General features: G+C 70.0%; 18 protein-coding genes. 6 read left to right on the top strand and 12 right to left on the bottom strand.

Annotation, left to right across the window (positions count from 1 at the left end):
* Positions 1–11: 11 nt before the first annotated feature.
* Positions 12–722 carry a response regulator transcription factor gene (locus tag ACXJKQ_RS08355; RefSeq protein ID WP_457105299.1) on the bottom strand — a complete coding sequence of 237 codons (711 nt, stop codon included), beginning with the start codon at positions 720–722 and terminating at the stop codon, positions 12–14.
* Positions 723–1023: 301 nt separating this feature from the next.
* Here ACXJKQ_RS08355 and ACXJKQ_RS08350 point away from each other — a divergent pair, with 301 nt between their 5' ends.
* The 3 genes from ACXJKQ_RS08350 to lepA all read left to right on the top strand — a co-directional run bounded on the left by ACXJKQ_RS08350 (position 1024) and on the right by lepA (position 4125).
* Positions 1024–1809 carry a HugZ family pyridoxamine 5'-phosphate oxidase gene (locus tag ACXJKQ_RS08350; protein ID WP_457105298.1) on the top strand — a complete coding sequence of 262 codons (786 nt, stop codon included), beginning with the start codon at positions 1024–1026 and terminating at the stop codon, positions 1807–1809.
* Between the two features lie 74 nt (positions 1810–1883).
* Complete coding sequence (locus ACXJKQ_RS08345) at positions 1884–2084, top strand: hypothetical protein (protein ID WP_457105297.1); 201 nt, start codon at positions 1884–1886, stop codon at positions 2082–2084.
* Positions 2085–2322: 238 nt separating this feature from the next.
* Positions 2323–4125 (top strand): translation elongation factor 4, encoded by a 1803-nt coding sequence (gene lepA / locus ACXJKQ_RS08340; RefSeq protein WP_457105296.1) that lies wholly within the window; start codon positions 2323–2325, stop codon positions 4123–4125.
* A 104-nt stretch (positions 4126–4229) separates the two neighbouring features.
* Here lepA and ACXJKQ_RS08335 read toward each other — a convergent pair whose 3' ends face one another.
* From ACXJKQ_RS08335 to ACXJKQ_RS08325, 3 genes are all read right to left on the bottom strand, one after another.
* Complete coding sequence (locus tag ACXJKQ_RS08335; RefSeq protein ID WP_457105295.1) at positions 4230–4547, bottom strand: c-type cytochrome; 318 nt, start codon at positions 4545–4547, stop codon at positions 4230–4232.
* 221 nt (positions 4548–4768) lie between these two features.
* Positions 4769–6052: a PQQ-dependent sugar dehydrogenase gene (locus ACXJKQ_RS08330; protein ID WP_457105294.1), complete on the bottom strand. Its 1284-nt coding sequence runs from the start codon at positions 6050–6052 to the stop codon at positions 4769–4771.
* Positions 6053–6194: 142 nt separating this feature from the next.
* Complete coding sequence (locus ACXJKQ_RS08325) at positions 6195–7697, bottom strand: NAD(P)/FAD-dependent oxidoreductase (RefSeq protein ID WP_457105293.1); 1503 nt, start codon at positions 7695–7697, stop codon at positions 6195–6197.
* A 216-nt stretch (positions 7698–7913) separates the two neighbouring features.
* Here ACXJKQ_RS08325 and ACXJKQ_RS08320 point away from each other — a divergent pair, with 216 nt between their 5' ends.
* Complete coding sequence (locus tag ACXJKQ_RS08320) at positions 7914–9701, top strand: hypothetical protein (RefSeq protein ID WP_457105292.1); 1788 nt, start codon at positions 7914–7916, stop codon at positions 9699–9701.
* A 3-nt stretch (positions 9702–9704) separates the two neighbouring features.
* On the opposite strand, the gene ACXJKQ_RS08315 is transcribed toward ACXJKQ_RS08320, so the two are convergent.
* The 7 genes from ACXJKQ_RS08315 to ACXJKQ_RS08285 all read right to left on the bottom strand — a co-directional run bounded on the left by ACXJKQ_RS08315 (position 9705) and on the right by ACXJKQ_RS08285 (position 17569).
* Positions 9705–10934, bottom strand: coding sequence for a molybdopterin molybdotransferase MoeA (locus tag ACXJKQ_RS08315; protein WP_457105291.1), 1230 nt, complete (start codon positions 10932–10934; stop codon positions 9705–9707).
* On the bottom strand, positions 10931–11422 hold the full coding sequence (moaC, locus tag ACXJKQ_RS08310; RefSeq protein WP_457105290.1) for a cyclic pyranopterin monophosphate synthase MoaC: 492 nt from the start codon (positions 11420–11422) through the stop codon (positions 10931–10933). The genes ACXJKQ_RS08315 and moaC overlap by 4 nt, the downstream gene beginning before the upstream one ends.
* A 3-nt stretch (positions 11423–11425) precedes the next feature.
* Positions 11426–12313, bottom strand: coding sequence for an indole-3-glycerol phosphate synthase TrpC (trpC, locus tag ACXJKQ_RS08305; RefSeq protein WP_457105289.1), 888 nt, complete (start codon positions 12311–12313; stop codon positions 11426–11428).
* Positions 12310–13347, bottom strand: coding sequence for an anthranilate phosphoribosyltransferase (trpD, locus tag ACXJKQ_RS08300; RefSeq protein WP_457105288.1), 1038 nt, complete (start codon positions 13345–13347; stop codon positions 12310–12312). The genes trpC and trpD overlap by 4 nt, the downstream gene beginning before the upstream one ends.
* A gap of 35 nt (positions 13348–13382) precedes the next feature.
* A complete protein-coding gene (locus ACXJKQ_RS08295; protein ID WP_457105309.1) occupies positions 13383–13997 on the bottom strand; it encodes an anthranilate synthase component II in 615 nt (204 codons plus the stop codon).
* A 146-nt stretch (positions 13998–14143) separates the two neighbouring features.
* Complete coding sequence (gene trpE, locus ACXJKQ_RS08290; RefSeq protein WP_457105287.1) at positions 14144–15664, bottom strand: anthranilate synthase component I; 1521 nt, start codon at positions 15662–15664, stop codon at positions 14144–14146.
* A gap of 3 nt (positions 15665–15667) precedes the next feature.
* Positions 15668–17569 carry a SurA N-terminal domain-containing protein gene (locus tag ACXJKQ_RS08285; RefSeq protein WP_457105286.1) on the bottom strand — a complete coding sequence of 634 codons (1902 nt, stop codon included), beginning with the start codon at positions 17567–17569 and terminating at the stop codon, positions 15668–15670.
* Positions 17570–17756: 187 nt separating this feature from the next.
* Here ACXJKQ_RS08285 and tpiA point away from each other — a divergent pair, with 187 nt between their 5' ends.
* Complete coding sequence (gene tpiA, locus ACXJKQ_RS08280) at positions 17757–18518, top strand: triose-phosphate isomerase (RefSeq protein ID WP_457105285.1); 762 nt, start codon at positions 17757–17759, stop codon at positions 18516–18518.
* 105 nt (positions 18519–18623) lie between these two features.
* Here tpiA and ACXJKQ_RS08275 read toward each other — a convergent pair whose 3' ends face one another.
* Positions 18624–19082, bottom strand: coding sequence for a nuclear transport factor 2 family protein (locus ACXJKQ_RS08275; protein WP_457105284.1), 459 nt, complete (start codon positions 19080–19082; stop codon positions 18624–18626).
* Positions 19083–19376: 294 nt separating this feature from the next.
* Between ACXJKQ_RS08275 and secG the strand changes: the two genes are divergently transcribed.
* Positions 19377–19796 (top strand): preprotein translocase subunit SecG, encoded by a 420-nt coding sequence (gene secG, locus ACXJKQ_RS08270; RefSeq protein ID WP_457105283.1) that lies wholly within the window; start codon positions 19377–19379, stop codon positions 19794–19796.
* The last annotated feature ends 8 nt before the right edge of the window (positions 19797–19804 follow it).

Raw genomic sequence — 19804 nt, 5'->3', positions numbered from 1 at the left:
GATCCTGAAGATCATGCCTCCTTGAACCGGTAGCCGACGCCGTAGAGCGTCTCGATCATGTCGAAGGCCTGGTCCGTCACCTTGAACTTCTTCCGCAGGCGCTTGATGTGGCTGTCGATCGTCCGGTCATCCACGTAGACCTGATCGTCGTAGGCCGCATCCATCAGGGCGTTCCGGCTCTTCACCACGCCGGGGCGCTGGGCCAGCGCCTGGAGAATCAGGAACTCCGTAACCGTGAGGGTCACGGGCTCGCCCTTCCAGGTGCAGGTGTGGCGCTCGGGATCCATCATCAGCGCACCGCGCTCCAGGGAGCGGGCCGCGATTTCGGCCTCGCCGCTGCGCGTCGCGCCCGGGGCCTCCTTGGCGAAACGCCGGAGGACGGCCTTGACGCGTTCCACCAGCAGCCGCTGCGAGAACGGCTTATGGATGAAATCGTCGGCGCCCATCTTCAGGCCGAACAGCTCGTCGATCTCCTCGTCCTTCGACGTCAGGAAGATCACGGGAAGGTCAGATTTCTGCCGCAGGCGTCGGAGAAGCTCCATGCCGTCCATGCGCGGCATCTTGATGTCGAAGATGGCGAGATCCGGCGGCGAGTGTCGCAGACCGTCCAGGGCGGAGGCACCGTCCGTGTAGGTCTGGATGCGGTAGCCTTCGGTCTCCAGCGCGATCGACACAGAGGTGAGGATATTCCGGTCGTCGTCGACGAGGGCGATGGTCGGCATGCGCGGTCCCTGACTGAACGGGCGAAGGCGCGGTCCCGGCTTTACGCACAGGCCGCGCCGCATCCCGGCCCCCGAGGGGCAGACAAAACGCGAACCGGGCGGTTTCGGCGCAGCCCGGCGCACGCAAAGGGACAGGTGCTTTAGTACGGCCGATCGGAAAAAGCGAGCGGCGGTCATAGCTTGGCCGTAACGTCCGACGTCGACGGCCGATCTGACGCGGGTCGGGCGCCTCGCATTCCGCCCCGACACCGCTAACGTGGCAGCCGATGAAGGCGGTCGTGCGAGCGGGGAGGAATCGCGGATGGATGAGACGATCGAGAGCGGTCCGGGCGCGGGCGGCCCGGCCCGTCCGCTGCCCGCCGAGGCGGCGCCGTTCGACGCGATCGGGCTGTCGCGCAGCCTGCTGCGCGGCATCCGGTCCGGCGCCCTCGCGACCCTCGACCCGGACGGCACCCCGTTCGCGTCGCTGGTGACGATGGCCACCGACGCGGACGGGACGCCGCTGATGCTGCTGTCGCGGCTGTCGGCCCACACACGCAACCTGTTGGCCGATCCGCGCTGCTCGCTGCTATTCTCGCAGGGCGGCAAGGGCGATCCCCTCGCCCATCCTCGTCTGACGGTCGTCGGCTGTGCGGTTCAGACCAGCGAGCCCCGGGCGCGGGAGCGGTTCCTCGCCCGCCATCCCAAGGCGAAGCTCTACGCCGACTTCCCGGATTTCGGCTTTTTCGCCCTGGATCCCGAATCGGGTCACCTCAACGGCGGCTTCGCAAAGGCCGCGACGCTGACCCGCGACCAACTGCTCCTCGACCTCGCGGGCGCGGAGGCCGTGGTGGCAGCCGAGCGCGGCGCCGTGGAGCACATGAATGCCGACCACGCCGACGCGCTGGCGCTCTACGCGATCGGCGCCGGCGGCGAGGCCGGGCTGCCCTGGCGACTCACCGGCCTCGACCCCGAGGGCATGGACCTGATGGCGGGGGACCGCACCGCCCGGGTGCTCTACCCGGAACGCGTCGCCGACATGGGAGCACTGCGCAAAAGCCTCGTTGCCATGGCCGCGCGTGCGCGCGCAACCGGGTCGGAGACGTGATGATGCAACGACGCGATGTAAGGACTTCGCGATGGGGCATGGCGAAACGTCGCTGAATGCCCCATATCCGCGCTATGAGCGATACCCAGACAGATACCTACCCCTTCAGCCTCGACGTCGAGCCGGTCGGCGAGAGCGGCTCGATGTTCCAGTGGAGCATCCGGAAGCACGGGAAGTTGCACCAGCGTTCGGACCGGAAGCACCCGACCGAGGCCAAGGCGCGCTCCCACGGCGAAGCCGAGATCGAGCGTCTGATCCGCGATCGCGGCCGCTGAGCGGCTCGCGCGGAGCGAAGCCAGGACCTTGCGTCCCTGACCCCGGGGGCCGGACCCGTCCGGCCCCCGTCGGTTTTTCGGGATCCGTCCTTCCGGCCCCGGGTGACAGGATGGCGCGCCGACCGCGGGTGCGCTTGGCGCCTTCCCGTGGCGCTGCTATCTCGCGCAGCAGCCGATCCATTCGAATACGCCCCGACATCAGACGGTGCGCGCCGGCGCGCGCCCGAACGGAATGCCGATGACAGCCCCGATCGAATCCATCCGCAACTTCTCGATCGTCGCGCATATCGACCACGGCAAATCGACTCTGGCGGACCGGCTGATCCAGGCCACCGGCACCGTCGCGCTGCGCGACATGAGTGAGCAGATGCTCGACTCGATGGATATCGAGAAGGAGCGCGGAATCACCATCAAGGCGCAGACCGTGCGCTTGGAATACAAGGCGCAGGACGGCAAGGATTACGTCCTGAACCTGATGGACACGCCCGGCCACGTCGACTTCGCCTACGAGGTGTCGCGCTCGCTGGCCGCCTGCGAGGGCTCGCTGCTGGTGGTGGACGCCTCCCAGGGCGTGGAGGCGCAGACCCTCGCCAACGTCTATCAGGCGCTCGATGCCAACCACGAGATCGTGCCGGTCCTCAACAAGGTCGATCTGCCGGCCGCCGAACCGGAGCGCGTCAAGGAGCAGATCGAGGAGGTGATCGGCCTCGACGCCTCCCAAGCCGTGCCGATCTCGGCCAAGACAGGGCTCAATATCGAGGCGGTGCTGGAGGCGATCGTCACGCGCCTGCCGGCCCCGAAGGGCAACCGCGACGCGCCCTTGAAGGCGCTCCTCGTGGACAGCTGGTACGATGCCTATCTCGGCGTCGTGGTGCTGGTGCGGATCATCGACGGCACCCTCAAGAAGGGCATGACCATCCGCATGATGGGCGCCGACGCGGTCTACGGCGTCGACCGGATCGGCGTGTTCCGGCCGAAGATGGCCGATATCGACGCGCTGGGTCCGGGCGAGGTCGGCTTCTTCACCGGCTCGATCAAGGAGGTGGCCGACACCCGCGTCGGCGACACCATCACCGAGGACAAGCGCCAGACCACCGAGATGCTGCCGGGCTTCAAGGAAGTCCAGGCGGTGGTGTTCTGCGGCCTGTTCCCGGTGGACGCGGCCGAGTTCGAGAACCTGCGCTCGGCCATGGGCCGGCTCCGGCTCAACGACGCCTCGTTCTCCTACGAGATGGAGAGTTCGGCCGCCCTCGGCTTCGGGTTCCGCTGCGGCTTCCTCGGGCTCCTGCACCTGGAGATCATCCAGGAGCGGCTGGAGCGCGAGTTCAACCTCGACCTGATCTCCACGGCGCCCTCGGTGGTCTACCGCCTGAAGATGCGCGACGGCGAGGTGAAGGAACTCCACAACCCGGCCGATATGCCGGACATCATGAAGATCGAGTCGATCGAGGAGCCCTGGATCCGCGCCACGATCCTGACGCCCGACGAGTATCTCGGCGGCGTGCTGAAGCTCTGCCAGGACCGCCGCGGCGTCCAGAGCGATCTCAACTACGTCGGCAAGCGCGCCATGGTGGTCTACGACCTGCCGCTGAACGAGGTGGTGTTCGATTTTTACGACCGGCTGAAGTCGATCTCGAAGGGCTACGCCTCGTTCGATTACCACGTCTCGGATTACCGCGAGGGCGACCTCGTGAAGATGTCGATCCTGGTGAATGCCGAGCCGGTGGACGCCCTCTCGATGCTGGTCCACCGCACCCGCGCGGAATCGCGCGGCCGGGCCATGTGCGAGAAGCTGAAGGACCTGATCCCCCGCCACCTGTTCCAGATCCCCGTCCAGGCGGCGATCGGCGGCAAGATCATCGCCCGCGAGACGATCAAGGCCCTGTCCAAGGACGTCACCGCCAAGTGCTACGGCGGCGACATCTCGCGTAAGCGCAAGCTCTTGGACAAGCAGAAGGAAGGCAAGAAGAAGATGCGCCAGTTCGGGCGCGTCGAGATCCCCCAGGAGGCGTTCATCGCCGCCCTGAAGATGGATGATTGATCCGCCGCGTCTTTGCGAGCGGAGTGAAGCAATCCAGGGTCGCGCGACATCGGTGAACGTGGCGCAACTGGATTGCTTCGCTCCGCTCGCAAAGACCGTTCAGGCTACCCGGGCGGCAGCACGTCGATCTGGATGCCGGAATAGTACGCCGCCAGATTGGCGATGTCGGCGTCCGACAGCTCCTTCGCGACCACGTTCATGATCTCGTTCTGCCGCTTGCCGTCGCGGTATTCGGTGAGCGCCTTCACCAGATAGGGTTCGACCTGCCCGGCGAGGTTCGGCGCCTCCGGCAGCTTCGAGAGCCCGTCCATCCCGTGGCAGGTCTGGCAGGCGGTCGCGCGCTTCTTGCCCGCGGCCGCGTCGCCGGCCTGGGCCGAGAGCGGGACGAGGGTGGCGGCCAGTAGGAGAAGCAAGCGAATCATCGGGCGGGCTCGAATTCTCTGACCGGTCAAGATTGGACCGCGCGCTGCCGAACGGGGCGCGGGTCCCCTCTCCCGCTCGGGAGAGGGACAGGGTGAGGGATCGGATCATTCCGGAGACGGCGCACCCCTCACCCCAACCCTCTCCCGGACGGGAGAGGGGGTGCGTCGCGCCCGTTCGCGCCGGGGCGCCCCTTTCGATGGGGGGCGCCCAGTCACAAAAACTACTTCTCGTAGGAGATCCGGTAGATCGCCCCGGCGGAATCGTCTGAGACCAGCAGCGACCCGTCGAGCATCACCGCCACGTCCACCGGACGCCCGAGATACTCGCCGTCGCCGGTGAGCCAGCCTTCCGCGAAGGGCTTGACCGACTCGACCTTCCCGTCGGCTCCGAGCTTGCCGAACATCACCCGGGCGCCCACCGGCTCGGTGCGGTTCCAGGACCCGTGCTCGGCGATGAAGATACCGCCCTTGTACGAGGCCGGAAACTGCTTGCCGTTGTAGAACGTCATGCCGAGATCGGCGGCGTGGGGCGCGAGCTCCGCCATCGGGGCGACCGCGTCGGCGGGCGGGGCCTGGTCCTTGTACTCGACCGTGCGGACCGAGCCGCCGCCGAACCACGGGAAGCCGAAATTCTGGCCGGCCTTGGTGGCGTGATTCAGCTCGCCCGGCGGCTTGTCGTCGCCCATGCCGTCGACCTGATTGTCGGTGAACCAGAGCGACTTGTCGGTGTTGAAGTCCATCCCGACGGAGTTGCGGATGCCGGTGGCGTAGACCTCGCGGTTCTTGCCGTCGGCGTCGATCCGGATGATGCCGCCGATGCCGGCCTTCTTGTAGAGGTCCATCTTCTCGGGCGGCGGCACGTTGTAGGGCTGGCCCAGGGCGATGTAGGTCTTGCCGTCCGGCCCGACGCGGCAGACGCGGGCGGTGTGATTGAAGCTCTCCTCGCCGGCCGGAATCAGGTCGCCCTGCTTGACCAGCACGCCGGCGGCGACATCCGGATTCTCGTAGAAGAACTCGGCGGCCGGGAAGGCCAGCACGCGGTTCTGCTCGACCACGGTGAGCACGCCGTCCTTCGAGAAGCAGACGCCGTTGGGGATCTTGAACGTGATCCCGGGGGCGAAGGGGCGGACCTCGTCGGCGACCCGGTCCTTGTCGCGGTCGGTGACCGTGTAGATCTTGCTCTTGCGGGTGCCGACGAACAGCACGCCGGCATTGGGACCGACCGCGATGGCGCGGGCATCCGGCACCACCGCGTAGAGGTCGATCTTGAAGCCGTCCGGCAGCTTGATCTTCGACAGGTTCTTGCGGATCGCGTCCGCGCGCCGCCCGGTCTGCGGGATTTCGGCGGCGGCCTGGGTGTCCGTGCTGTGGAAGCCCTCGAGCTTCTCGAGGTCGTCGGTCTTGGCTTTGGTCTCGGCTGGGGCAGCGCCCTGCGCCAGCGCAGGCAGGACAGCGGCCGGCATGGTCACGCCCGCGACGAGCGCGGCGAGAAGCAAAGATCGCATCGAAACAAATCCTCCCGGCGGCCCTTGGTCCAGGGCATTACCGAGAGGGAACGATAGAGGCGCAGGACAAACCGGCAAGCGGCTCCGGTGACGCGGCGTCGCGGCTGTTCTGCCTCGGGCATCCGCCCTCAGGGAATCCCGCTCAGGCAACCTTGCGCGGCACGAGGCGCTCGCTGCCCAACGCGGCCGCGGCCCCCGACAGGCCGGCCTCGGTGTACTCGGCGTCCTCGTTGACCCGCCAGACGTCGTGCCGGCGCCGGCCGCAGAGGATGTTCTCCACGGTGAGCATCGCGGTCATCATCGCGTGGTCCTGGTTGTTGTACTTGTGCATGCCGTTGCGGCCCACGAGGTGCAGGCTCGGGAAGTCCCGCTCCAGCTCCCGGCGTACGGTGACGACGTGGCCGGCGTAATCCTCGTCGTAGACCGGGTAGGCCTTCGGCTGGCGGACCACGCAGGCATCAACCACGTCGGCCGGGTCGATCAGGCCGATCTGCCCGATCTCGCGCTTGGCGAGTTCCACCAGCTCGGCATCGTCGGCGTTCCAGAGTCCGTCGCCTTCGAAGCAGAAATATTCAAGGCCGAGACAGGTATGGTCCTCGTCCGGCACCATCTCGGGGGACCACGAGCGGAAGTTCTGCACGCGGCCGACCTTCACCGACGGGTCGTGGATGTAGATCCAGTTGTCGGGGAAGTTCTTCTGGGACTTGGCGATCAGCGCCACGGTCAGGAAGTCGCGGTACTTGAGCGCGCGGGCGTTGAAGGTGCTCAGCGGCCGAGGCCGGATCGCATCGACCAGCTCACGGACCGGCGCCGACGAGATGACGTTGCGGGCCGTGAAGGTCTCGCGCCGGCCGTCGGCGCTGCGGGCCGCGACCGTCCAGATGCCGGTGCCGGCATCGTAGCTGAGGGAATCGACGCTGCGGTCGAGGCATAGACGCCCGCCCTGAGCCTCGATCTTGGCGGCGGCGGCCTCCCACATCATGCCGGGTCCCCGGCGCGGATACCGGAACGACTCGATGAGGGTCTTGATCACGGGACCGCCGGCCGGTGCGCGCTTGCGCAGGCCCAGCGAGCGCTTGATGCCGTCGCGGATCGCGGCACCGAGGTCGAGCCCCTTGATGCGCTGCGCCGCCCAGTCGGCCGAGATCGCGTCGCACGACATGCCCCACACCTTCTCGGTGTAGGTCTGGAAGAAGATCGCGAACAGGCGCTCGCCGAACTGGTTGCGCACCCAGGCGTGGAAGGTCTTCGGCTCGTCGATCGGCCGCAGGCGGGCGTAGAGATAGGAGGCGACGCAGGCCGCGCTTGTCAGCAGCCCGAGGTTCCGCAGCGCCTCGAAGGCCTTGAGGGGGTAGGCGTAGTACCGGCCGCGATAATAGATCCGCGACAGGCGCGGGCGTTCGATGAAGTCGTTGGGCAGGATCTCGTCCCAGAGATCGACCACGGCCTGGGATTTCGAGAAGAAGCGGTGGCCGCCGATGTCGAACAGGTAGCCGTTGTGCGAGACGGTCCGCGAGATACCGCCGACCTGGGCCGGATCCCGCTCCAGAACGGTGACCGAGCGCCCCTTCTTCGACAGCAGGTAGGCGGCGGTGAGGCCCGCAGGCCCTGCGCCGATCACCAGCGTCTCGGTGTGGTGGCTCATCCCATGCTCCGGCGATTGGTGCGGCGCGCGACGTGCGAGACGCCGACCTGGCTACAGGATGCGGGGTCGTGGTTAAGGAATCGCTGGCGTCCGGACGGCCGCGCGCCCGGTCCGTGCCCGATCGGAGGGATCGCGAGGGTGCCTTGACCGGGTGTTAAGCCCGCCCGCGCGACCATGGCGGCGAGGGCATCCACCGCCCGCCCGGGTGACCCAACCATGCCGGCTACGGCACTGACGCTCTTTCCGCCGCGCGGGCGAACCGAGACCCGCACGCTCCTGTGGATCCTCGTCGCCCTCTGCCTCGCGACGATGAACGCGCCCCATGACGTCTGGGAAACGATCCGGCACCTGCGCGTCCCCGATACCGACGACGCCATGCGCCTCGTGGAGGTCCGCGACCTGCTGGCCGGCCAGGGCTGGTACGACAACGTCCAATATCGGTTCCTGGCGCCTTCGGGCGTGCCGAGCCACTGGTCGCGCCTCGTGGACGCGACGATCGCCGGAATGGTCCTTGCACTGACGCCGCTGGCAGGTCGCGCAATCGCCGAGGGGTTCACGGCCGCGCTCTGGCCCCTGCTGCTGTTCGGCGTCTACGGCTGGGTGCTCTATCGCGGCATCCGGCACAGTTTCGGTAGTCGTGCCGCGCTCCTGGGCCTGATTGCGGCGACCCAGACCTATGGGGTCACCATCCAGTTCCAGGCGGGCCGGGTCGACCACCACAATGTCCAGATCCTTGCGCTCTTGGGGCTCGCCTTCTGCATGATCGGCGGCGGCGTCCGGAGAGGCCTGATCGGCGGCATCCTGGCTGCCGTATCGCTGGCGGTCGGGCTCGAAGGTCTGCCCTTCGTCGCCCTGGCCGCGCTCTATCTCGTCGGCGACTGGTGCCTTCGCGGACGGCCCGCTCTGCCACTTCTGGCGGGTTTCGGCATCGGGCTCGGGGCGGCGGCGCCCGCCTTGTTCGCCCTGCAGACCGCGCCCGCCCTCTGGGCGACGTCACGGTGCGACGCTCTCTCCCTCCCGTGGCTTTGGCTTGCTGTCGGCGGTCTCGCCTTCGCCGTCGGAGCCGCGGCAGCGCGCCGTCGTCTGGAGACCCTCGGTGCGCGCGCGGCCCTCACTGGGATCACCGGCGCCCTGCTGATTGCGGGGTTCGCCGCCGCCTTCCCGACCTGCCTCGACGGCCCCTTCCCCGACATGCCGCCCCTGGTGCGCGATCATTGGCTGCTCACGGTCAACGAGATGGCGCCGCTGGCGAAGTTTGTGACGCAGGGGCAGTGGGAGGCCCTGGTTTTCTATCCGGTGCTACTGCTGGCAAGCCTCACCGCGGCCTGGATGGCATTGCGCGGGCCGGAGCGCCGGGCGTGGTCGGTGGTGGCGTTGTTCCTCTGGCCGGGCCTGATCCTCGGCCTCGTCCAGTTCCGCGGCCTCTACATCGCCTCCGGCTTCGTGCCGCTGGTGGCCGGTATCGTGCTCGATCGCGCCTTGGCGGCCGCCGCCCTGCCGGGAGCCGGAATCGGACGTTGGGGGCACGCCCTCCTCGGCGCCGGGCTGGTGAGCAGCCTCTGGATGGTCCCGGCGATCGTGGCCGCGGCCTGCGCGCCCGACCTCCGCACCGCGCCCGACCCGGCCCAGGCCGCCGCCTGCCTCGGCGATCCCGCCGTTCGGCCCCTGGCGGGACTGGCCGAGGGCACCGTGCTGGCGCCGATCTTCCTGGGTCCATCGATCCTGCTGCGCACGCCGCACCGAATCGTCGCCGCGCCCTACCACCGGGCCATCCCGGGCCTCACCGCGGCCATCGAGGGCCTCGGCGGCACGGAGGCCGACCTGAACCGGGTGCTGAGCGCCTTCCGGGTCGACTACCTCGTCACCTGCCCGGCGCGGCCGGCCGACAACCTCCAGGCCGAGACGGCCTTCGCGACCCGGCTCATGCGCGGCGCGGTCCGCAGCGACCGTCTGGTGCCGCTCGACGTGCCCGGTCCGCTGAAGGCCTGGCGGGTGGTGCGCTGAGGATCAGAGCAGGCGGCGGTCGAGGCGGATGATCCGGCAGGGATCGCCCGCGGCCGCCGCCGGCGCCTGCGGCTCGCGGATCAGCAGGGCCTCGGAGCGGCCGAGCACCGCGAGCATCGAGGAATCCTGCCGCTGCTCGGGCGTCGCCACCGGCAGCCGGCCCGGCGCGGAGTCGAGTTGCGCCCGCATGTAGTCGGCCCGGCCGTCGTTGGCCGGGAGGTCGCGGCCGAGCGTGGCCGGCTCGCTGCGGTCGGCGCCGGCCTGCGGATCGCCGAGAAGGGCGCGGATGGCCGGGACCACGAAGAGCAGGCCGCAGACGATGGACGAGACCGGATTGCCCGGTAATCCGATCACCAGCATGTCCCCGAGCCGGCCGTGCATCAGGGGCTTGCCCGGCCGAAGGGCGACACGCCAGAATCCCAGGTCGATCCCCTCCCTGGCGAGCGCGGCCTGGACCAGATCGTGATCGCCGACGGAGGCCCCGCCCAGGGTGATGAGCAGGTCGGCCCGTGCGGCACGGGCGCGCCGGAACGCGTCGGCCAGCGCGCCGTGATCGTCGGCGGCGATGCCGAGATCGATCAGGTCGGCGCCCGCCTCCGCGGCGAGGGCGCCGAGTGCGAGGCTGTTCGAGGCGACGATCTGGTCCCAGGCCGGTTCGGCGCCGGGCTCGACCAGCTCGTCGCCGGTGGCCAAGATCGCCACGCGCGGCCTGCGCCGTACGGGCAGCCGCGGGTGCCCGGCCGCCGCGGCGAGGGCCAAGCGCCGGGCATCGAGGCTCATGCCGGCCGCGATCAGGGTGTCGCCCGCGGTGAAATCGAGCCCCGCGCGGCGGATGAACCGGTTCGGCTCAACCGGCTCCACGACTCGGACCGCGCCGTCGGCGGCAACCGCATCCTCCTGGATGAGGATCGCGTCCGCGCCGTCCGGTACCGGCGCCCCCGTGAAGATCCGCACCGTCTCGCCGGCGCCGATGCGCCCGGTGTAACCGTGTCCGGCCGCGCTGGTGCCGATCAGCCGCAGGGCCGCTCCCGCCGCGGCGGCATCGGCGCTGCGGACGGCGTAGCCGTCCATGGCGGAGGCCGGGAACGGCGGCTGCGTCCGGGTTGCTGCGATGTCGGCGGCCAGTGTCCGGCCGGCGGCCCGCGCCAGGGGCACGGTCTCAGACTCGACCGGACCGTTGACGCTCGCCAGGACCCGCGCCAGCGCGTCGGCGACCGATATCAGGCCGCTCATTCCGCCGGTGCTCGATAGGAGCCCGAGCGGCCACCGTCCTTGGCTGTGAGCCGGATGCCCTCGATCCGCATGCCGCGATCGACGGCCTTCACCATGTCGTAGACCGTCAGGCAGGCGACCGAGACGGCGGTGAGCGCCTCCATCTCGACCCCGGTCGGCCCCTGCACCCGAACCTCGGCGGCGATGCGCAGGCCGGGCAGCGCGTCGTCAGGCTCGCACTCCACCCGCACCTTGGACAACAGCAGCGGATGGCACAGGGGAATCAGCTCGTGCGTGCGCTTCGCGGCCATGATCCCGGCGAGGCGGGCCGTGCCGATCACGTCGCCCTTCTTGGCGTCACCCTCGCGGATCAACGCCAGGGTCGCGGGCTGCATCACGATCTGCCCCTCCGCCCGGGCGGTCCGGTCGGTGGCCGGCTTGTCGGTGACGTCGACCATGTTGGCCGCGCCGCTCGTGTCGAGATGGGTCAGCGTCGAGCCCGGCCGCATCGCTCAGGCCTTCTTCCGCGGCTTGCCGCCCTTGACTTCGGCATCGCCGAACAGCAGGGCACGAGCCGCCTCCGCGACGTCCGGCTGGCGCATCAGGCTCTCCCCGACCAGCACCACCCCGAGACCGTTCTGCCGGAGACGGACCACGTCGGCATGGTCGCCGATGCCGCTCTCCGCCACGGCGATGCGGTCGGTCGGGATCCCGGGCGCAAGGCGGATCGCGGTCTCGAACGAGACGTCGAAGGTCTTCAGGTTGCGGTTGTTGATGCCGATCAGCGCCGTGCCGAGGGGAATGGCCCGCGCCAGCTCGGCAGCGTCGTGCACCTCGACGAGGACGTCCATCCCGAGGAGGTGCGCCGTCTCCACGAGGGCGACGGCCTCGTCGTCATCGAGGCAGGCCATGATGACCAGGATACAGTCGGCGCCCCAGGCCCGGGCCTCGTAGACCTGATAGGGCTCGAACAGGAAGTCCTTGCGCAGGACCGGCAAGCCGCACGCCGCGCGGGCCGCGGTCAGGTATTCCGGCCGACCCTGGAAGGAGGGCTCGTCGGTGAGCACCGAAAGGCAGGTCGCGCCACCGGCTTCGTAGGCATGGGCCAGGCGGGCCGGATCGAAGTCGGCGCGAATCAGGCCCTTCGAGGGCGACGCCTTCTTCACCTCGGCTATGAGCGCCGGACGGTCCTCGGCGAGGTGGGCGCGGATCGCCGCCGCGAAGCCGCGGACGGGCTCGGCCTGGGCGACCCGGCGCTCAAGCTTGGCGAGCGGCACGCGCAGCTTCGCCTCGGCGATCTCGCGGCGCTTGTAGGCCTCGATCCGGGCGAGGACGTTCGGGCGCTCGGAGGCGGCCGCGGAGACGGCGTCCTGCGTCGCCTCGTGCGTCAGCGAAGTCATCGGCCCTCCTGCCCGTTGGAGTGGTCGTTCGAGGCCCGGACAAGGCGGGCGAGCGTCGCCCGCGCTGCCCCGGAATCGATCGCATCCTGCGCCTGCGCGAGACCGTCCGCCAGGGCCGGTGCGGCCCCCGCGACGACGAGTGCCGCAGCCGCATTGAGAACCGCGATGTCCCGGTAGGCGTTGCGTGCCCCCGCCAGGACGTCGTCCAGAGCCCGCGCATTGTCCGCGGGATCGCCGCCGCGCAGGTCTCCGGGCGCGTGCAGGGCCAACCCGAGTTCCCGCGGATCGATGGTGAAGCGCGAGATCCGTCCCGCGTCCAGGGCGACCACCCGAGTCGGCCCCGTGACGGTGATCTCGTCGAGACCGTCGGACCCGTGGACGGTCCAGACCCGGCGGCTGCCGAGTTCCGCGAGGACGCGCGTGAGCGGCTCGGCGAGCGCCTCCTGGGCGACGCCGAACAGCTGGTACCCGACCCCCGCCGGATTGCTGAGCGGACCCAGCAGGTTGAAGATCGTCCGCACAGGCAGCTCCGAGCGGACGGCGGCCACGTGGCGCATCGCCGGGTGATGCGCCTGCGCGAACAGGAAGCAGAGGCCCGCCTCGGCGAGACAGCGCGCCTGTCCGGCGGCGTCGAGGCCGAGCCGCACGCCGAGGGCCGCGAGCACGTCGGCGGCACCGGAGCGCGAGGTCGCGGCGCGGTTGCCGTGCTTGGCCACGGGAACCCCGCAGGCGGCGACGACGATCGCGGCCAACGTCGAGACGTTCACGCTGCCGGAATGATCGCCGCCGGTCCCGACGACGTCGATCGCCCCCGCCGGGGCGTCGACGCGGGTCATGCGGGCGCGCATGGCCTCGGCGGCGCCGACGATCTCCTCGACGGTCTCGCCGCGCACCTTCAGGGCGGTCAGGAAGGCGCCGGCCTGGACCGGCGTCACCTCGCCCGACAACAGGTCGTCGAAGGCGGCGCGGGCCTCGGCGCGGTCGAGGGCGAGGCCCCCGGCGACCTTCGCGAGATGGGGTCTGAAACTGTCCATGGGTTCTGACGGAGGGCCGCCCCGGCCTCCCGGCGTCAATGCACGTCGGGCCGCGTCCTGTCACGCCCCACGTTCCACGCGGCGGCGAGATCCAGGAAGTTCTTGACGATCTCCGTGCCGTGTTGCGACCGGATGCTCTCCGGATGGAACTGGACGCCGTGGAGCGGGCGCTCGGCGTGCTCGAGGCCCATGATCAGCCCGTCGGCCTCGGCGGTGACCCGCAGCGACGCCGGGCAGGTCGCGCGATCGACGACGAGGGAATGGTAGCGCGTCGCCTCGAAGCTGTCGTTGAGGCCGCGGAACAGGCCGCTTGCGCCGTGGCGGATCGTCGAGACCTTGCCGTGCAGGGGCAGCGGCGCCCGCACCACGTCGCCTCCGAACGCCTGCCCGATCGCCTGCAGGCCGAGGCACACGCCGAAGATCGGGATGTCCTCGGAGAGTTCGCGGACCACGTCGAGGCAGATCCCCGCTTCGTTCGGTGTGCAGGGTCCGGGTGACAGCACGATTGCATCCGGCGCCTTCGCGCGGATCTCGGGGATCGTGAGGGCGTCGTTGCGCGCAACCTCGATCGCGCCGCAGAGCGGGCCGATCAGATGGACGAGATTCCAGGTGAAGGAATCGTAGTTGTCGATGACGAGGACGTTGGACATCGCGGCGGCACGCTCGGACATGCAGGCGATGTGACCGCTCGCGGCGAGGCGGTCAACCGTGTGCCCCGTCGGGTCATGAATCCGGGCCATCAATCCGGACCGGGATCACCGGACCGGATCGGCGATCCCGGTCGCGGACGGGCGCGCTATTGTCCCCGCTTGGCCTGCGCGGCGAAGCGCACCGCCTCCTCGGCGGCGCGGAACAGCGCCTTGGCCTTGTTCACGCATTCCTGCTGCTCTGAGGCCGGATCGGAATCGGAGACGATCCCCGCGCCGGCCTGGACGTGCATCTGCCCGTCCTTCACCACGGCGGTTCGCAGGACGATGCAGGTATCCATCTCGCCGCGCGCGCCGAAATAGCCGATGCAGCCGGCATACGGCCCGCGCTTCTCCCGCTCCAGCTCGTCGATGATCTCCATCGCCCGCACCTTGGGAGCCCCGGAGACCGTCCCGGCCGGGAAGCCGGCCGCCAGCGCGTCCAGGGGATCGTGGCGCGGGTCGAGGTCGCCCTCGACGTTCGACACGATGTGCATGACGTGGCTGTAGCGCTCGATGAAGAACGAGTCCGTCACCCGCACGCTGCCGATCCGCGAGACACGGCCGGCATCGTTGCGGCCGAGGTCGAGCAGCATCAGATGCTCGGCCCGCTCCTTCGGATCGGCGAGGAGTTCGTCGGCCAGGGCGGCGTCCTCGGCCGGGGTGGCGCCGCGGCGGCGGGTCCCGGCGATGGGTCGGACCGTCACGGTACCCTCCCGCACCCGCACCAGGATCTCCGGTGAGGAACAGACGATCTGGAAGGCCTCGAAATCGAGATAGCAGAGGAACGGCGCCGGATTCGTGCGCCGGAGCGAGCGGTACAGGCTGAAGGCCGGCAGCGTGAACGGCGCCGAGAAGCGCTGGGACAGCACCACCTGGAAGACGTCGCCCGCGACGATGTACTCCTTGGCGCGCGCCACCATGGCGAAGAAATCGTCCGGCGGCGTGTTCGAGACCGGCTCGGGATAGGCGACCGCGGCCAGGTCGACCCGCGCCTCGATCGGGAGGGGGCCTTCGAGGGCGGCCGCGACGCGGTCGAGGCGCTGGAGCGCGTCCTCGTAGGCCGCCCGGGCCGCGACGCCATCCGCGGGCCGCACCGGCGAGACGACGGTGATCAGGTCGCGGATCGAGTCGAACACGACCATGACCCGCGGGCGCATCAGGATCGCGTCCGGAACGCCGAGGGGATCCGGGTTCGGCTCCGGCAACCGCTCCATGGCGCGGACCATGTCGTAGCCGAGATATCCGAACAGGCCGGCCGCCATCGGCGGCAGGTCCTGATCGTCCGGGTCACCGATCGCGCTCTCGGCGATCAGCGCCCGCAGGCTCGCCAGCGGCGCCCGGTCGTCGGGCTCGAACGCCGTGAGATCGGCGCCGCGGGCGATCGCCGGCGCGCCGTCCCGGCAGCGCCAGATCAGGTCCGGGTCGAGGCCGATCATCGAGTAGCGGCCACGCACGGCACCACCCTCGACCGATTCGAGCAGGAAGGCCGGCCCGCAATGCCCGGCGCGCAACTTGAGGAACGCCGCCACCGGCGTCTCGAGGTCGGCGACGAGGCTCACGGCGACGAGGCTCGGCTGCCCGGCCTCGTAACGCGCCGCGAAGGCCGCGAATTCGGGCTCCCCGGCCATGTGTCAGTACTCGCCGCCGATGGCGCGGCGCAGAGCCGCCGGGTCGACCTTCACCCCGGCGTTTTTCTGGACCTCGCCGATGTACTGGGACAGCACGTCGTCGGCGAGGGCGGCCTGGAAGTTCTGCGTGATCTGCTTGTCGCTCGGGCTGTCGGCCACGAAGGCCGGTACCGTCGCCGCCGTGACCTTGAACACCGCGCGCGAATCGCCGGCCGCCGCCGTACCGGCCTTGCCGACCGGTGTCGCGAAGATCAGGTTCACGTCGTCCGCGCTCAGCATGTCCCGCGCTTGGTTGCGCGACAGGTTCTGCGCCTCCTGCAGATTGACGCCGACCTCCTGGGCCACGGCCTCCAGGGTCTCGCCCTTGTTGATCTTCTCCACCAGTTCACGCCCCTTGGCCTGGAGGCGCTTGGCGATCTCCGCGGCGGTCCAGCCGGCCTTGACGCCGTCCCTGACCTCATCGAGCGGCTTGTCGTGGGCAGCGTCGATCCCGGTGACGTCGTACCAGACGTAGCCGCCGGTTTTGGTCCGCAGGGGCTCGTTGTCGCCGCCGATCTCGGCGCGGAACAGGGCCGGCAGCGTGGTGTCCGGATCGGGGATGTCGGTGACCCGCTGCCCGTCCGGTCCCTTGCCGTTCACGTCCACGGCCTTGACGGTGACGACCTTCAGCCCACGCTCCGCCGCGATGTCGGTGAGGGGCTTCGCGCCGGCCCGCTGATCCTCGATCGCATCGCGGGTGGTCTCCATGGCGTCGCGGGCACGGGCGAGGGCAAGGCCCTTGCGGATCTCGCCCTCGACCGACTCGAACGGCTTCACCGTGCCGGGCTTGATCTTGGTCACCCGCAGCAGCACGGTCCCGAATCGGCCCTGGACCGGCTGGCTCACACCGTTCTCCGGCAGCGCGAAGGCGGCATCGGCCACGGCCTTGTCGAACAGCTCGCTCTTGGTCAGCGTGCCGAGGGTCAGGTCCTTGTCGTCGGTGCCGCGCTCCGCCGCCACCGCATCGAAGGTCTTCGAACCGTCCGTGATCGCCTTGCGCGCCGCCTCGGCGGCGGCGGCGTCGGGGAACACGATCTGCTGGATGGTGCGCTTCTCCGGCGCGCCGTACCGGTCCTTGTTGAGGGCGTAGGCCGCGCGGGCGTCGGCGTCGGTGATCGCCTCCGGCTTGGCCAACGCCTCCGGCTCGACCACGAGCAGGTTCGCCGCACGGAACTCGGGCGCCCGGAAACCGGACTTGTTGGCGTCGTACCAGGTCTTCAGCTCGTCGTCGGTGGGGTCCGGAATCTGGCCGGCCGTCGAGGGGGTCAGCATCAGGTAGGACACCCCGCGGCGCTCGGTCGTGTAGCGGTGGACGGCCTCGCGCAGCGCCACCGGGACGTGCAGGTCGGAGGACACGGCCTCGGCCAGCTGGAGCCGGGCGATGACGGAGCGCTGCTCGCGCACGAACATCCCCTCGTTCAGGCCCGCACGCTGCAGGGTCTGATAGAAGAGCTGGGGCTCGAACTGGCCCTGCTGGTTCTGGAAGCTCTTCTCCTCGTGGATCGCCTTGATCACAGCGGAATCCGGGACCGCCAAGCCCAGATCGTGGGTCTTCTGGTCGAGGGCGGCCTCGGTGATCAGCTGGGACATCACCTGCCGGTCGAGACCGAGCATCCGCGCCTGATCGGGCGTGATCGCACGCTTGAGCTGCGTCTGATAGCGCTGCAGCTGGTTCTGGTAGGCCTGCCGGACCTGCTCGGCGGTGATCGGCGTCTTTCCGACGGTGGCCACTTGGTTGCTCGCGCCGCCGCGGAAGAACTCCTCGACGCCGAAGATCCCGACGCCGGCGATCAGCAGCGTGAAGATGATCGTCAAGACGATCTTGCCGAGCCAGTGCTGGCTGGCGTTGCGGATGCCCTGAAGCATGGTCTGTGATCGAGTACCTTCGGCGGCCGTCCCGTCGCCGGGGCGGCGCTGTTCCTGAGAGCCGACCGCGATAGACCATTCGCGTCCACAGGCAAAGGCTCGGCGGCTCCGGCCCGTTTGCACGCCCAAGCTCGCTCTGGTAGGCCCCGGCAACTTCGAGACAGGCCGCGGCGGAGCGAGGACAGGCATGACGCAGTCGGGGCGGAGACCGCTGGTCGCCGGCAACTGGAAGATGAACGGCACGCGGACCTCGATCCAGGTGGTCGAGGCGATTCGCGACGCGCTGTCTCCGGATCTCGCATCACGGATCGACGTGCTGATCTGTCCGCCCGCGACGCTGATCAGTTCCTGCGTCGCCGCGGCGGCCGGCTCTCCGATCGCGATTGGCGGCCAGAACCTGCACGCCCGCCCGAGCGGCGCTTTCACGGGCTCGATCTCGGCCGAGATGCTCGCCGATCTGGGGGCGCAATACGTGATCGTCGGCCATTCCGAGCGCCGCGCCTACCACCACGAGACCGATGACGGCGTCCACGCCAAGGCGCTCGGCGCCCGCCGCGCGGGCCTGTGCGGGATCATCTGCGTCGGCGAGACCATCGAGGAGCGCGAGCAGGGCCGCGCACTGGATATCGTCCGCGCCCAGCTCGCCATCGGCCTGCCGAAGGGCGCCACGGCCGCCGACACGGTGATCGCCTACGAACCCGTGTGGGCGATCGGCTCGGGCCGGACCCCGACGCCGCGCGACATCGCCGAGGTCCACGCCTCGCTGCGGGAGATGCTCGACAAGCTCGTCGGCGAGGAGGCGCAGAAGATCCGCATCCTCTACGGCGGCTCGGTGAAGCCCGGGAATGCCCGCGAGCTCCTGTCGGTGGACAACGTCGACGGCGCGCTCGTCGGGGGTGCGAGCCTCGTGGCCGAGGACTTCCTGGGGATCTGCGCCGCCTACCGGTAAGCGTCGATCCGAGACTTCGGCCGGCGCGACACCGCAGATCGGTCCCCCGCGCCGGGATCGACGTCGCGCCCTTCGAAAGCGCGTCCCGATCGAGCGCCCATGCGCTCAGAGCTTGAAGGCCTGTCGCGCCAGCAGCCGCCAGCGCGCGCCGTCCCGGTGCCAGACCTGCATCACGCCGATATGCACCGGCGCCGACTTGCCGTTCGTGACGGCCTCGCCGGTGAAGACATGACGGGCGATGGCGTCGTCCCCGACGACGGAGACCGACCTGTCGGACAGGGTGATGCTCGGGAACGTCGCGCGCTTGGTGGCGAGGGGCTCGATGAACGCCGCCTTGTTCTGGACCACGCCGCTGGAATGACCGTAGCTCAGGCCCTCATGGGTCAGCGAATCGAGCGCCGCGCCGTCACCGGAGAGCAGGGCCTTGGTCAACGCGTCGACGGCGGCCTCGACGGCGTCGCCGTCCTGATTGGCGGCGAGGCCCGGATGCGCCCGCAAAAGGACGGGTGCGGCAAGGGCGGCGGCAAGGGCGGCGGCGAGCGCCGAACGGCGTGACACGGACATGAGGCCTCCCGGAACGGGGCGGCACGTTCGCTCGGCCGCCCTCGGCGGCCGAAAGAGCACGGCGCGCTTCCGATGGCGAGGCCCGCGCCCGACAGCGCGCCGCCGGCGTCAGGTTGGCGGCGGCGGGCGGGTGGTGTATGGCCCTGGCGGAATTCAGGCCGACCGATCCGCGGGTCGCCGACGCCGACCCTCTCGCCAGGGGCCGCGCCGGTGGCTTTAGGGCTTCGGCCGCTGGGCGCCCGCCTCCCGGTCAATATCCCGGCGCGCGACGCGGAAGTAGATCTCGGAACACCGATGCAGACCGTCCTGATCGTCGTCCACCTCATCATCGTGCTCGCGCTGATCGGCGTCGTGCTGCTCCAGCGCTCCGAGGGCGGGTTGGGGCTCGGCGGCGGCGGAAGCGGCGGCGTGGCCGGCTTCATGACCGGCCGGGGCCAGGCCAACGCCCTGACGCGGGCGACCGCGATCCTGGCGGCGCTGTTCTTCACCACAAGCCTGGTGCTCGCCATCCTGTCGCATCGGTCGCAGGCGCCGAAGTCGATCCTCGATAGCGGCGCGCCGCAGACGGYGGGTCAGCCCGCCAAGCAGCCGACCGGCGCCGACAACCTGCTCGACACCCTGCGCCAGCAGCAGGACCGGGCGCCGGCCACGGCACCGGCCCAGCCGGCCGCTCCCGCCCAGCCGGCGGTTCCGGACGCGCCGCAGTCGCGCTGACGGCGCGC

It is taken from the genome of Methylobacterium sp. P5_C11 (genome assembly GCF_054049775.1).
Note: the sequence above shows the minus strand (reverse complement) of the source record. Positions and strands in the feature narration are given on the sequence as shown.

What these genes read in the sequence shown, in the direction of transcription:
- ACXJKQ_RS08355 (WP_457105299.1), bottom strand. Translation starts at nt 722, where the DNA reads ATGCCGACCATCGCCCTCGTCGACGACGACCGGAATATCCTCACCTCT.
- ACXJKQ_RS08350 (WP_457105298.1), top strand. Translation starts at nt 1,024, where the DNA reads ATGGATGAGACGATCGAGAGCGGTCCGGGCGCGGGCGGCCCGGCCCGT.
- ACXJKQ_RS08345 (WP_457105297.1), top strand. Translation starts at nt 1,884, where the DNA reads ATGAGCGATACCCAGACAGATACCTACCCCTTCAGCCTCGACGTCGAG.
- lepA (WP_457105296.1), top strand. Translation starts at nt 2,323, where the DNA reads ATGACAGCCCCGATCGAATCCATCCGCAACTTCTCGATCGTCGCGCAT.
- ACXJKQ_RS08335 (WP_457105295.1), bottom strand. Translation starts at nt 4,547, where the DNA reads ATGATTCGCTTGCTTCTCCTACTGGCCGCCACCCTCGTCCCGCTCTCG.
- ACXJKQ_RS08330 (WP_457105294.1), bottom strand. Translation starts at nt 6,052, where the DNA reads ATGCGATCTTTGCTTCTCGCCGCGCTCGTCGCGGGCGTGACCATGCCG.
- ACXJKQ_RS08325 (WP_457105293.1), bottom strand. Translation starts at nt 7,697, where the DNA reads ATGAGCCACCACACCGAGACGCTGGTGATCGGCGCAGGGCCTGCGGGC.
- ACXJKQ_RS08320 (WP_457105292.1), top strand. Translation starts at nt 7,914, where the DNA reads ATGCCGGCTACGGCACTGACGCTCTTTCCGCCGCGCGGGCGAACCGAG.
- ACXJKQ_RS08315 (WP_457105291.1), bottom strand. Translation starts at nt 10,934, where the DNA reads ATGAGCGGCCTGATATCGGTCGCCGACGCGCTGGCGCGGGTCCTGGCG.
- moaC (WP_457105290.1), bottom strand. Translation starts at nt 11,422, where the DNA reads ATGCGGCCGGGCTCGACGCTGACCCATCTCGACACGAGCGGCGCGGCC.
- trpC (WP_457105289.1), bottom strand. Translation starts at nt 12,313, where the DNA reads ATGACTTCGCTGACGCACGAGGCGACGCAGGACGCCGTCTCCGCGGCC.
- trpD (WP_457105288.1), bottom strand. Translation starts at nt 13,347, where the DNA reads ATGGACAGTTTCAGACCCCATCTCGCGAAGGTCGCCGGGGGCCTCGCC.
- ACXJKQ_RS08295 (WP_457105309.1), bottom strand. Translation starts at nt 13,997, where the DNA reads ATGTCCAACGTCCTCGTCATCGACAACTACGATTCCTTCACCTGGAAT.
- trpE (WP_457105287.1), bottom strand. Translation starts at nt 15,664, where the DNA reads ATGGCCGGGGAGCCCGAATTCGCGGCCTTCGCGGCGCGTTACGAGGCC.
- ACXJKQ_RS08285 (WP_457105286.1), bottom strand. Translation starts at nt 17,569, where the DNA reads ATGCTTCAGGGCATCCGCAACGCCAGCCAGCACTGGCTCGGCAAGATC.
- tpiA (WP_457105285.1), top strand. Translation starts at nt 17,757, where the DNA reads ATGACGCAGTCGGGGCGGAGACCGCTGGTCGCCGGCAACTGGAAGATG.
- ACXJKQ_RS08275 (WP_457105284.1), bottom strand. Translation starts at nt 19,082, where the DNA reads ATGTCCGTGTCACGCCGTTCGGCGCTCGCCGCCGCCCTTGCCGCCGCC.